Raw genomic sequence first — 12,618 nt, 5'->3', positions numbered from 1 at the left:
AAATTACTAAAAAACAATTTAAAAGTCCGTTTGTGAATGATTCAAACGGACTTTTTTTATTCAAGAAAAGTCAAAAAACTATACTAAAAGATATAACACATTATGGAAATATTGTAAAGTTCTTATAGGTTAATACCTTATTTTTGTAGTGCATTACCTTTATTCAAATTAAAATTTACCACCATGTTAAAAAAAATAGTACTCATTACAGGAACAATCTTCCTTTTAGCAGTAGGCTCATTATTTGCCATTCCTTATTTTTTTGAGGAGCAAATAAAAGCTAAAATTATTGACGCTATCAATCAAAAAGTAGATGCTAAAGTTAGTTTTGCCGATGCCGATTTAAGTTTATTTAAAGACTTTCCTAATGCTAATGTTACTATCGAAAAATTAGCTATTATCAATAAAGCGCCATTTGAAGGAGATACTTTAGTTTCATTAGGCGAATTGAATTTGCAACTATCAATAAAAGAACTATTTAAAGGAGATAACGAACCTATGAATATTGACGGAATTAGTTCTAAAAATGGATTAATCAATATTATCTTCAACAAAGACGGCATTGGAAATTATGATATTGCTATAAAAGACGATAAAACTTCCACTGATGATTCAAAAAGCAAACCACTTGCGCTCAACATTCAGAACTATAAACTAGAAAATTTTCAATTTAGATATTTCGACGAAAGTTCGAAAATAAAAATGCTCATTGACAGTTTAAACCACGAAGGAACGGGAGATTTTGCGGCTTCTAAATTAGATTTGGATACTAAATCTACGGCTAAAATAAGTCTGGATATGGACAAAGTAAATTACATGAACCATGTTGCTTTGACACTGGACGCAGTTTTAGGAATTGATTTAGAAAATAGTAAATATACCTTCAAAGAAAACAAGGCTTTAATCAATCAACTACCATTAGAGTTTGATGGATTTATTCAATTAGTAGATGAAGGTCAGGAATACGATTTAAAATTTAAAACACCAACCTCTTCGTTTAAAAACTTCTTAGGTGTTATCCCTGCGGCTTATGCGGCTAATTTAGATAATGTAAAAACTACAGGCGATTTTTCTATTGTCGGTTTTGCTAAAGGATTGTATTCAGATACTACCGTACCAAAATTCAATGTCGAAATTGCTTCTAACAATGCTTCTTTCCAATATCCTAATCTACCAAAATCAGTACAAAATATTGTTATTGATGCTAAAATCATCAATCAAACTGGAACTTTAAACGACACTTATGTCAACCTAGATAAACTTTCGTTTCGCATTGATCAAGATGTTTTTAATGCCAAAGCCCATATTAAAAACATTACCGAAAACGCACTGGTTGATGCTATGCTAAAAGGAACCATCAACTTAGCCAACCTATCAAAAGCTTATCCTATAAAATTAGACAAACCTTTAAACGGAATTTTAAAAGCCGATGTGACTACCAAATTTGACATGCAGTCAGTAGAAAAAAGTCAATACCAGAACATTGATAATGCAGGCACGATGAGTTTATCAGGATTTAAATATACAGATGAAAACGGTAAATCGTTAAATATTAGCAACGCTGCCATTGCATTCAATCCATCAAGAGTCAACTTAAAACAATTTAATGCTTCAACAGGAAAAAGTGATTTGAGCGTGACAGGAGTCTTAGAAAATTTCTATGGTTTCCTATTTAGAAATCAAAATTTACAAGGAAACTTCAACCTGACTTCCAATCAATTAGCGGTTAATGATTTTGTGACTACTGAAGAAGCACCGAAAACAGAAGACAACAAAACTGAAACTAAAAAAACGGAAGCCATGAAGATTCCAGCTTTCTTAGATTGCACGCTTACCGCCAAAGCCAATACGGTTTTGTATGATAATTTAACGCTAAAAAACGTTTCGGGTAAATTGATTGTCAAAGATGAGAAACTGACCATGAAAAACGTCAAAACTTCCATTTTTGGTGGTTCTATTGGATTGAATGGTTCGGTTTCCACCAAAGGAAAAACGCCTACTTTTGCTATGGATTTGGGTTTAAACCAAGTAGATATCGCACAGTCTTTCACCCAATTAGACATGTTAAAAAAATTAGCTCCAATTGCAGGAATTGTTAACGGTAAAATTAATTCTACCATCAAATTAAATGGAAATCTAGACGCTAACGAACTCACTCCTGATTTAAAAACCATTACCGGCGACTTATTAGGTCAGTTTCTTTCTACTACTATCAATTCTAGTAATTCGACTTTATTGACAGCCCTAACTTCAAACATCAAGTTTTTAGACATGAGTAAAATCAATTTGAACGATTTAAAAGCCGCTATTTCTTTCAAAGATGGAAAAGTCAATGTAAAACCGTTTAACATCAACTACCAAGACATCAAGGCTACAATAGGCGGAACACATGGTTTTGACCAAATAATGAATTACAACATCAAGTTTGACGTACCTGCCAAATACCTGGGCACAGAAGCTAATGCTTTGATTGCAAAATTATCTACTGCCGATGCTCAAAAATTAGAAAATATTCCGATAAATGCAATTTTAGGAGGTAGTTTTTCGAAACCTAAAATCACTACTGATTTAAAAACAGCAGCAACCAATTTATCAAACCAATTGATTCAACAACAAAAAACAAAATTAGTTAACAAAGGAACTTCTGCTTTGACCGATCTTATCAATAAAAATAAAAAAGCCGGAGACACCACAAAAACAACTATTCCATCAACCAAAGCGGAAGCACAAGAAAAAGCAAAAGAACAAGTGAAAGCAAAAGCAACTGATATAATCAATGGCTTTTTTAACAAAAAGAAAAAAGTAGTGGATACTACAAAAGTAAAATAAATTTTATCTCTATAAAAAAATGATGGTTTCAAAGTTAAGTAGAAACCATCATTTTTATTTATACTAAAATACGAACTATATAACCCTCAGAACCACGAACATTAAAAACCGTTCCATCTTCGAATAACAAGTATTGCCCTTTTATTCCAGTTAATTTTCCTTGAAAATGAGGTGTTTTGTCTAAACTTAAACTTTTTACTTTAGAAGGGAATTGTAAAACAGGATATTCCATTTGGTACAAATCATTTTTATCTAAATAAAAATATTCCTGAACTTCAGTTGGAATCAAATTTTCTAATTTCAATCGTTCGGCGACCAAATCTACAGCTTCAATTTCATTGGTTAGCATTTTACGCCAATTGGTTTTATCAGCATAATGATTTTTCAAAGCCACCTCGGTAATTCCTGCTAAATATCGATTGGGTACCTCTACAATCGTAAGGGCTTCGTTTGCTCCCTGATCAATCCATCGGGTTGGAACCTGAGTTTTACGTGTTACCCCTACTTTTATTTCGCTTGACAAAGCCAAATAAACAATATGAGGCTGTAATTGTACTTTTTCTTCATAAACCAAATCTCTATCTGCAATGCCTAAATGTGCGGTACTTAATTCAGGTTTCATAATCCAATCGCCTACAGCCGCACTGGAATAAAAGCAATCATAACAAAAACCTTGGCGAAATATCTTTTTCTTTTTTCCACAATTCAAACATTGAAAACCTACAAAGTTAATCTCGATATTCTTGTCTAAAAGTTGGTTTACATTCAAAAAATTATTCTCAAAAACCAAATAATATTGAATTGGTTTACCATATTCGGTTTCCATCTTTGTAAGTACGCCTTCGTATTGCATTAAGTTTGAATTTTAAAAGTTTGATGTTTCGTAAATTTTCCTATTTTTGGTAAAGTTATTATTCCTAAGGTAAATTTCATAACCCTATTTTTTTTAAAATGCCAAAACAATTAATCAATTCATTTGCCTCCTGGGTTTTAAAACAACGAATCCATCAGATTGAACTTTTCGTGAAATACCCAAACGAAGTTCAGGAAGAATTACTTATGAATTTAATTGCTGCCGCAAAAAACACGGTTTTAGGAAAAAAATACGATTATAACTCCATTCATTCTTATACCACATTTGCAGAGAGAATACCGATTTCTACCTACGAAGAATTACAACCTCTAATTGAAAGAACACGCCAAGGAGAACAAAATGTTTTTTGGGAATCGCCTATAAAATGGTTTGCTAAATCTAGCGGAACTACTAATGCTAAAAGCAAATTTATTCCTGTAAGCAACGAAGCCCTAGAAGATTGTCATTACAAGGGCAGTAAAGATTTATTGTGCTTGTATTTGAACAACAACGAGAATTCAGAGCTTTTTACAGGCAAAAGTTTGCGTCTGGGCGGAAGCTCTCAAATTTATGAAGACAACAATAGTTTTTTTGGCGATTTATCAGCTATTTTAATAGAAAACATGCCTATCTGGGCTGAATTTAGTAGCACTCCATGCAACAAAACTTCGTTAATGAGCGAATGGGAATCTAAAATGGCTGCCATCATTAATGAAACCAAAAGAGAAAATGTAACCAGTTTTGCCGGAGTTCCTTCGTGGATGCTGGTTTTAATGAATAGAATGCTCGAAGAAACAGGAAAAGGAAATTTATTTGAAATTTGGCCTAACCTCGAAGTATATTTTCATGGAGGCGTGAGTTTCAATCCATACCGCGAACAATACAAAAACATACTACCTAAAAAAGAATTTAAATATTACGAAATATACAATGCTTCTGAAGGTTTTTTTGCCATCCAAGACTTAAATCATTCGAATGATTTATTGTTGATGCTGGACTACGGAATTTTTTACGAATTCATTCCCATGGATACATTTGGAACTCTAAATCAAAAAACAATCCGTTTAGCCGATGTAGAATTAAATAAAAACTACGCTGTGGTGATTACTACTAATTCGGGATTGTTCCGTTATTTAGTGGGAGACACGGTTCGATTTACCTCATTAAATCCATATAGAATCAGAGTTAGCGGAAGAACCAAACATCATATCAATGTTTTTGGCGAAGAATTAATGGTCGAAAACACCGATCAAGCCTTAGCCAAAGCTTGTCAAATCACTCATTCTGAAATAGTGGATTATACGGTTGCACCCATTTTCATGAAAGAAAAAGAAAAAGGAGCCCACGAATGGATGATTGAATTCAAGAAAAAACCAGCTGATATGGCTATTTTCCAACAAGCACTGGACGAAACTCTACAATCATTAAATTCTGACTACGAAGCCAAACGCTACAACAACATGACGTTAAATCCATTGGTAATTAATGTAGCTAGAGAAAATTTATTTTACGATTGGTTAAAAGAAAACAATAAATTAGGCGGGCAACATAAAATCCCTAGATTGTCTAATGAAAGAGATTATCTGGAGCAATTGAAAGAAATACAGGAAAAAGTAATTATCTAATCCTAAATACCTTATATTTCACTTTGATTAATATTACAAAACTAATTTATAATTGCATTTTCAAAATTAATAGATAATAGCATGAGTATATTTTACATTTTTTTCTTTATTCTTTTAAATTTTCTCACTTATAAATTAATTAAACATAATTCCAAACTTATTTTCCAAGTAACTTTTTCATTTATATTTTTTATTTTAATAAGCTTATCAATTCCTATTTATAAATTTTTCTATATAAAATCACAAATGATAAATGGGTTTACTTTTTTTGTTTTACTATCATTCACTTTTTTTATAACAGTTATAAACTTATTTCATGACTTTTCAAGTAAGAGGTTTAAACAAAGATTAAAAAGCGACACAGTTCTTTCAGGCTTTTCCAATCAATTTACTAATGTTTTTGATTACACTTTAATAATAACCTTGATAGTTACATTACTTCAATTATTTATTATTTGGAAAAAAATTGAATTCTCAAATAATGTTTAATAAACAATCCAATTACCCTAAACCCACACCATAAAAAAAGCTCAAAACATATATTTCTGAGCTTTTTTATTTGTTGAACTTCAATTCAGTCAGCTTATCAAGATATAGTTTACAATAAAAACTCGTTAGATACCCGACTAAAACAATTATTCTTCCAAAATCTTTTTCAAATTAGCTAAATTTTGAGTTTGTGCATCGGTAATAATTTCTTATCCTATGATGGAAATCAAATTCATCTGATAAGCGAAATTACCGTAAAACTGACCCTGTATTTATAAAAGCTTTGTTGGTCTTATTACTGTAACTAAATTATATTCCCCACCCAACAAACAAGCAGAATACTTCGTATCAAGTTCATTGTTACAAGAAAACAAATTTTCAGAAAAAAATTTCTTTGATTGTTTGATATCTTTTACTGGAAGGTTAAGCCATATTTGTTTAGTCATCATATTGAATTTATATAAAATTATTTTCAACATAATTTTTAAAATTATCCAATATAGCCTGCCATCCTTGCTGTTGAAATTCTTCTGGATTTTCTGATTCGGGATCAAAAGACTGCAGTATTACAACACCATCTTCTTGCTCATCAAAAACAACAATCACTTTTCTACCATCTTCGATCGAATAAATAATTATTTTTTTATCTTGAATTGTTGAATAAGTCCCACTAAAATAAAAACTTACTGTTCCGTCTTTGGAGGCCATTGTATATTTGAATTTCCCCCCTATTTTCAAATCATTTTCGGCATAAGGAGTATGCCAATGTTCAGATGCCATATTCCAACGCGTAATATGTTCGGGTAATGTCCATAAACTCCAAATCTTATCTAAAGAAGCTTGGATTTTAGTTTGAACTGTTATCATTGTCGCCTATTTAAGTTAGTTTTATAAAAATACGATTTTAAATTAAAATTCATAAAAAAACCTTAGTTCAATTAATAACTAAGGTTTTTTTTTAAATATTTTGCATTTTAAATATCGTCCATCATATCAATATGCCTATCATGGTACCCTAATAAGTATAAAACACCATCAAGTCCTAAACTCGAAATAGAAGTGGCTGCGCTTTCTTTTACCGTAGGTTTTGCGTGAAAAGCTATTCCTAATCCAGCTAAATTAATCATTGGTAAATCGTTTGCACCATCGCCCACAGCAATAGTTTGATTGATGTGAATTCCTTCCTTTTCAGCAATTGCCTGCAAATATTCGGCTTTCTTTTGACCATCAACAATTTCACCTATATACTTTCCTGTTAATTTACCGTCTTTAATTTCCAATTCATTAGCATGAACATAATCTATACCTAATTCTTTTTGCAAATAATGACCAAAATAGGTAAATCCTCCCGACAAAATAGCCGTTTTATAACCATAGTATTTCAAGGCTTTCATCAAGCGATGTGCGCCTTTTGTTATTGGCAAATTGATCGCTACATTATGCAATACGTCTTCGCTCAAACCTTCTAACAAAGCCATCCTTTTTTTAAAGCTTTCGCTAAAATCAATCTCGCCATTCATCGCCGATTCAGTAATTGCTCTTACTTGCTCACCAACTCCTGCCAATTCAGCCAATTCATCGATTACTTCAGTTTGAATCAAAGTAGAATCCATATCAAAACAAACCAAACGTCTATTTCTTCTATAAATATTATCTTCTTGGAAAGAAATATCCACATCTAGGGTTCTCGAAATAAGCATAAAACTAGCTGTCATCACCGTCTTGTCTACAATTTCTCCAGAAACTGACAATTGTACGCAAGAACGAGGATATACTTCTGTTTCTACAATAGATGTTCTTCCTGTTAATCTTTTTATGGAATCAATATTTAGATTTTGGTCGGACATTATTTGAGCTACTGCAGCTAGTTGAGATGCCGCTAATGTTTCGCCTAAAATGTTAATAATGTAACGTTGTTTTGATTGGGCTTTTACCCATTTTTCGTAATCAGCAATAGTAATTGGAATAAATTTTACTTTGATTCCTAATTCATAGGCTTTGAACAACAAGTCTTTTAAAACGGGCGCTGAAGAAGAACCTGCTTCGATTTCGAACAAAATCCCTAACGAAAGCGTATCATGAATATCAGCTTGTCCAATATCTAAAACAATGGCATTGTATGTAGCCAACACTGATGTCAAACCAGCCGTTACCCCTGGTTTGTCCTGACCAGAAACTTTTAATAAAATAATCTCTTTATCCTCGATTGCCATTTTTAGTCCGTATTGATTTTAGAAGCGACAAAAATCGACAATATATTGCGTATAAAAAAGTAGATTTTGTGTTTTTTACAAAGAGTTAATTTTAAAGATATTATTCTTTCTATTTATTGTTTTATAATCAATTGCATTTGGCTTTAGCCAAAAGTTTTTAAAGACTAGTTTCATTGGCTTTAGCCAAAACAATTTACACCATTTTGGCTAAAGCCTATTGTATCAAATCTAAATTCCGTTGACTAAAGTCAACGGCAATTGAAACAGCAACATTTCTAAATTATATTAGTCACGTCTATTAACGAATAAAGCTCAAAAACATTCGTTTCTGAGCTTTATTTATTTTAGAGATACTGACTTATTTTTTGATGTACAAACCTATAATCATCAAAGCAAGAGCAAAAAACAGACCTACAAACCATTTAATCAAATCTACTTTTGTAGTTTCTGTTTTGACATTCAATTGTTCTATCTTAGAAGCCAATTGCATTTCTAGTTTTAATAAATCTTCTTTGTTTTGACTTTTAAATTCTGTTTGTTGATGTCTCACTTCATTAATAACTGTCTCTTGCACGATCTCAGCAAAAATTTTTGCCTTTTCATCAGACAGCTTAAGATCTTTTCTGAAAATATCGTACAATTTTATTTCGGTGGTACTCATTTTATTTTCAATTAAGAGTTTGTTGTAAAATACAAATGTATTATTTTTTTCTGAGCCAAAGTCTTTAAGGCTTCTTAAAGTTCTTGAATACACGTATTTAAGCTATCTAATTCAACAAATAAAGCTCAAAAACATCCGTTTTTGAGCTTTATTTATCTTTTATTGAGCTTGAAATTTACTTAAGAAGCAATCTCCAATCGCTTTAATAAATTTTTATTCAAGGTTTCCTTTGCATAATCTACATCAATTTCTAATATTTTATCATCAGAACTTGGTAATTCATACATCGCATCGGTTAAGATAGCCTCACAAAGCGAACGCAATCCACGAGCTCCTAATTTGTATTCCAATGCTTTGTCTACAATAAAATCTAATGCTTCATTGGTGATAGTGAATTCCACATCATCCATTAAGAACAACTTTTGGTATTGTTTGATTAACGCATTTTTAGGCTGCGTTAAAATAGCTCTTAATGTTTCTCTATCTAAAGGATCCATGTGAGTCAACACCGGCAAACGCCCGATGATTTCTGGAATCAATCCAAAATCTTTGATATCTTTCGGAATAATGTATTGCAATAAGTTTTCTTTGTCAATATTATCTACATTTTTTGAAGTAGAATATCCAACTGCCTGACGGTTCAGACGTTTAGAAATAATACGTTCTACTCCATCAAAAGCACCACCAGCAATAAACAAAATGTTTTGGGTGTTTACTTCCACAAATTTTTGGTCTGGGTGTTTACGTCCTCCTTTTGGTGGTACGTTTACAACCGTTCCTTCTAATAATTTCAATAAAGCTTGTTGCACTCCTTCTCCTGAAACATCACGAGTTATCGATGGATTATCGCTTTTACGGGCAATTTTATCTATTTCGTCAATAAATACAATTCCGCGTTCGGCCTTAGCTACATCATAATCCGCAGCTTGCAAAAGACGTGTCAAAATAGTTTCAACATCTTCTCCTACATAACCCGCTTCAGTAAGTACCGTAGCATCTACGATAGCCAAAGGCACATCTAACATTTTAGCAATAGTTTTTGCAACTAATGTTTTTCCTGTTCCTGTTTGCCCCACCATGATGATGTTACTTTTTTCAATCTCTACTTCATCGTCTAATTGCTGCTGCATCAAACGCTTGTAGTGATTGTACACCGCCACCGACATTACTTTTTTAGTTTGGTCTTGTCCAATAACATATTGATCTAAGAAAGCTCTAATCTCTTTTGGTTTTTGCAAAATCAAATCACCAACTAATTTTGAACTTCCGCTTGATTTTAATTCTTCAAGAACAATTCCGTGGGCTTGTTCGATACATTTGTCGCAAATGTGCGCATTAATTCCAGCAATCAATAAATTGGTTTCTGGTTTTTTCCTTCCACAAAACGAACACTCTAATACTACTTTTGCCATTCTTTTTTTTAGTAATCAGTAATCAGTATTTAGTAATCAGTTGCTCAGTTTATAAATTAGAAAAACTTCCTAAAAAACGGAACACTAAAAACATGAACACTGAACACTTATTTATCCTCTTATTAAAACCTCATCAATCATTCCGTATTCTTTTGCTTCTTCAGCAATCATCCAGTAATCACGCTCACTGTCTTTGTGTACTTTATCAAAAGTTTGTCCTGAATGTTGAGAAATAATATGATACAATTCATCTTTTAGTTTCAACATTTCACGTAAGTTGATTTCCATATCAGTTGCAACTCCTTGTGCTCCTCCTGATGGTTGGTGAATCATTACTCTTGAATGTGGTAAAGCCGAACGTTTTCCTGCTGCACCTGCACACAACAATACTGCTCCCATAGAAGCTGCCATTCCTGTACAAATAGTTGCTACATCAGGTTTGATGTATTGCATGGTGTCATAAATTCCTAAACCTGCGTAAACACTTCCTCCTGGAGAGTTCAAATAAATTTGAATATCCTTGGAAGCATCGGCGCTTTCTAAGAAAAGCAATTGCGCCTGAACGATGTTTGCAATTTGGTCATCAATTCCTGTTCCAAGGAAAATGATTCTGTCCATCATTAATCTTGAGAAAACGTCTAATTGCGAAATATTCAATTGACGTTCTTCAATAATGTATGGAGTCATATTAGTAGGATTCATTGCCGCTACGATTTTATCGTAATACATGGCATTTACTCCTTGGTGCTTTGTAGCAAACTTTTTAAATTCTTTACCGTAGTTCATATGTATTGGTTCTAAGTTTTACGTTATATCTTGTTCTCTTTTATTTGTACAAAGGTTGTACCTCTTTGTAAATAATGCCATTATGTCTTGTTTTTTTAGCCCAGATAAAAGCGCAAAACTTTTTGAAATTTGTTTTTTAGTTTTTTTTATTCTTGTAAAGCGACCAGAGGAAGCTCTTGCAAGAATTTTAAAAAAACAGAAACAAATGAAAAAACTTGCAGCGTATAGCTGGTTTTGCTCCTGAAACAATTTAAAACAAAAGAGCGTCAAAAAAAAACTTCTGACGCTCAAATATAACTATTTTTTTAACTTTTGGCTAATGCCTACAGCTATTCACGAAATTATTTATTCTCCGTAAGACGCAGCAATAAATTCATCGTAAGTAACTTCTTTAGTTGTTGGGTTTGCTTTTTCTTTGAACAATTCCAATAATTTTTCAGCAACTACTTGATCAGAAAGTCTTTTTACTTCGTCTTGGTTAGACAAAACTCTAGCTACAATTCCTTGAACTTCTTCTTCAGTAGGATTTGTTTGCCCGAATTGAGCCATTTGAACTCTGATGTTTTTAGCTGTAAAAGTTTTTAAGTCTTCAAAAGTAATTTTGATATCATTTTGAGCCAAAGCTTTTCCTTCGATTAATTGGAAACGCAATCCTTTTTCAGAACGTGCATATTCTACTTCAGCTTCTTCTGGAGATAATTTTTTCTCACCTACAGTTTGCAACCATTTTTTAAGGAACTCAGAAGGCAATTCGAATTTTGTGTTTTCGATTAAAAACTCAGTAACATCACCTAATAATTTTTGGTCAGCTTGTTGAGCAAATTGAGTTTCAGCGTCTTCTTTGATTTTTCCTTTCAAATCTTCCAATGAAGCTACATTTCCTTCTCCGAACAATTTGTCGAACAATTCCTGGTTCAATTCAGCTGGCTCAGAAACAGTGATTGCTTCGATAGTGAAATCTACATCAACAGCTAAACCGTGAACATTATCATGACCTACTTTTAAGTAATCCATCAATTGGTGATCGTCTTCAAATAAACCGCTTGTGTTTACAGTAACTACATCACCCACTTTTTTACCGATGAATTTATCAGCAGTAGCTTTGTCTTTGAAAATATCTAAAGAAATAGTAGTTGTGTTACCGATTCCTTCCGCTTCGTTTGTGAAAATTCCTTTAATATCAGAAGTAGCTTCAACAGCTTCCTGAGGAATTGCAGTACCAAATTGTTTTTGGATACGAGCTACTTGTCCGTCGATTAATTTATCATCAGCAGTAACTATATATTTTACGATATCGTTTTTAGCATCTAAGTCTAATTCGAAGTTTGGCACTAAACCAATTTCGAATTCAAAAGTCAATTCTTCAGCAGACCAATCCAACTCTTCATTCTCTTTAGCAAGTGGAGTTCCAAGAAGATTTAATCTTTCAGATTGAATATAACGCTCTAAAGCCAAGTCAACAACTTTCTTAACTTCTTCTTTTTTAATCTCTCTACCGTATTGTTTTTCAACTAAGTCTTTAGGCACAGCCCCTTTTCTAAATCCTTTTACTTGCGCTAAAGGCATTTTTTCGTTGATTCTTTTGGCTACTTGTCCCTTGTAATCCATGTGTACCACAGTCATTACAATGGTTTCAGTTACAGCATCAATTGCTACTCTTTTAATATCCATCTTCTTCTTTAATTTACATAATAAAATTGGCTGGCAAAATTATAAAATTTTCGCAAGCCAACCAAGCTTTTTTATCCCG

General features: G+C 32.5%; 9 protein-coding genes. 2 read left to right on the top strand and 7 right to left on the bottom strand.

Going from position 1 to position 12,618, the window contains the following annotated elements:
* The first annotated feature begins 183 nt into the window (after positions 1 to 183).
* A complete protein-coding gene (locus AAGV28_RS05930) occupies positions 184 to 2,829 on the top strand; it encodes an AsmA-like C-terminal region-containing protein (protein ID WP_373405908.1) in 2,646 nt (881 codons plus the stop codon).
* A 58-nt stretch (positions 2,830 to 2,887) separates the two neighbouring features.
* Here AAGV28_RS05930 and AAGV28_RS05925 read toward each other — a convergent pair whose 3' ends face one another.
* Positions 2,888 to 3,682, bottom strand: a complete 795-nt coding sequence (locus AAGV28_RS05925) for a DUF2797 domain-containing protein (protein ID WP_373405907.1) — start codon at positions 3,680 to 3,682, stop codon at positions 2,888 to 2,890.
* A 98-nt stretch (positions 3,683 to 3,780) separates the two neighbouring features.
* Between AAGV28_RS05925 and AAGV28_RS05920 the strand changes: the two genes are divergently transcribed.
* The gene (locus AAGV28_RS05920; protein WP_373405906.1) at positions 3,781 to 5,307 is read left to right on the top strand and encodes a GH3 auxin-responsive promoter family protein; all 1,527 of its coding nucleotides are present in this window, start codon (positions 3,781 to 3,783) and stop codon (positions 5,305 to 5,307) included.
* Positions 5,308 to 6,252: 945 nt separating this feature from the next.
* On the opposite strand, the gene AAGV28_RS05915 is transcribed toward AAGV28_RS05920, so the two are convergent.
* The 6 genes from AAGV28_RS05915 to AAGV28_RS05890 all read right to left on the bottom strand — a co-directional run bounded on the left by AAGV28_RS05915 (position 6,253) and on the right by AAGV28_RS05890 (position 12,539).
* The gene (locus tag AAGV28_RS05915) at positions 6,253 to 6,663 is read right to left on the bottom strand and encodes an SRPBCC domain-containing protein (protein ID WP_373405905.1); all 411 of its coding nucleotides are present in this window, start codon (positions 6,661 to 6,663) and stop codon (positions 6,253 to 6,255) included.
* Between the two features lie 107 nt (positions 6,664 to 6,770).
* Positions 6,771 to 8,009 (bottom strand): phosphoserine phosphatase SerB, encoded by a 1,239-nt coding sequence (serB, locus tag AAGV28_RS05910; RefSeq protein WP_373405904.1) that lies wholly within the window; start codon positions 8,007 to 8,009, stop codon positions 6,771 to 6,773.
* 358 nt (positions 8,010 to 8,367) lie between these two features.
* Entirely contained in the window at positions 8,368 to 8,670 is a 303-nt protein-coding gene (locus tag AAGV28_RS05905) for a hypothetical protein (protein ID WP_373405903.1), read from the bottom strand.
* A gap of 179 nt (positions 8,671 to 8,849) precedes the next feature.
* Positions 8,850 to 10,082 (bottom strand): ATP-dependent Clp protease ATP-binding subunit ClpX, encoded by a 1,233-nt coding sequence (clpX, locus tag AAGV28_RS05900; protein ID WP_373405902.1) that lies wholly within the window; start codon positions 10,080 to 10,082, stop codon positions 8,850 to 8,852.
* Positions 10,083 to 10,193: 111 nt separating this feature from the next.
* The gene (clpP, locus tag AAGV28_RS05895) at positions 10,194 to 10,868 is read right to left on the bottom strand and encodes an ATP-dependent Clp endopeptidase proteolytic subunit ClpP (RefSeq protein ID WP_373405901.1); all 675 of its coding nucleotides are present in this window, start codon (positions 10,866 to 10,868) and stop codon (positions 10,194 to 10,196) included.
* Between the two features lie 345 nt (positions 10,869 to 11,213).
* Positions 11,214 to 12,539 carry a trigger factor gene (locus AAGV28_RS05890; protein WP_373405900.1) on the bottom strand — a complete coding sequence of 442 codons (1,326 nt, stop codon included), beginning with the start codon at positions 12,537 to 12,539 and terminating at the stop codon, positions 11,214 to 11,216.
* Between the last annotated feature and the right edge of the window lie 79 nt (positions 12,540 to 12,618).

The organism is Flavobacterium zubiriense (assembly GCF_041729725.1).
GTDB classification, from domain to species: domain Bacteria; phylum Bacteroidota; class Bacteroidia; order Flavobacteriales; family Flavobacteriaceae; genus Flavobacterium; species Flavobacterium zubiriense.
This window is presented reverse-complemented; position numbering and strand designations above follow the sequence as displayed.

Bases quoted from the DNA above. Each gene is read 5' to 3' on its own strand.
- serB (WP_373405904.1), bottom strand. From the start codon at position 8,009: ATGGCAATCGAGGATAAAGAGATTATTTTATTAAAAGTTTCTGGTCAG.
- clpX (WP_373405902.1), bottom strand. From the start codon at position 10,082: ATGGCAAAAGTAGTATTAGAGTGTTCGTTTTGTGGAAGGAAAAAACCA.
- AAGV28_RS05920 (WP_373405906.1), top strand. From the start codon at position 3,781: ATGCCAAAACAATTAATCAATTCATTTGCCTCCTGGGTTTTAAAACAA.
- AAGV28_RS05890 (WP_373405900.1), bottom strand. From the start codon at position 12,539: ATGGATATTAAAAGAGTAGCAATTGATGCTGTAACTGAAACCATTGTA.
- AAGV28_RS05930 (WP_373405908.1), top strand. From the start codon at position 184: ATGTTAAAAAAAATAGTACTCATTACAGGAACAATCTTCCTTTTAGCA.
- clpP (WP_373405901.1), bottom strand. From the start codon at position 10,868: ATGAACTACGGTAAAGAATTTAAAAAGTTTGCTACAAAGCACCAAGGA.
- AAGV28_RS05925 (WP_373405907.1), bottom strand. From the start codon at position 3,682: ATGCAATACGAAGGCGTACTTACAAAGATGGAAACCGAATATGGTAAA.
- AAGV28_RS05915 (WP_373405905.1), bottom strand. From the start codon at position 6,663: ATGATAACAGTTCAAACTAAAATCCAAGCTTCTTTAGATAAGATTTGG.
- AAGV28_RS05905 (WP_373405903.1), bottom strand. From the start codon at position 8,670: ATGAGTACCACCGAAATAAAATTGTACGATATTTTCAGAAAAGATCTT.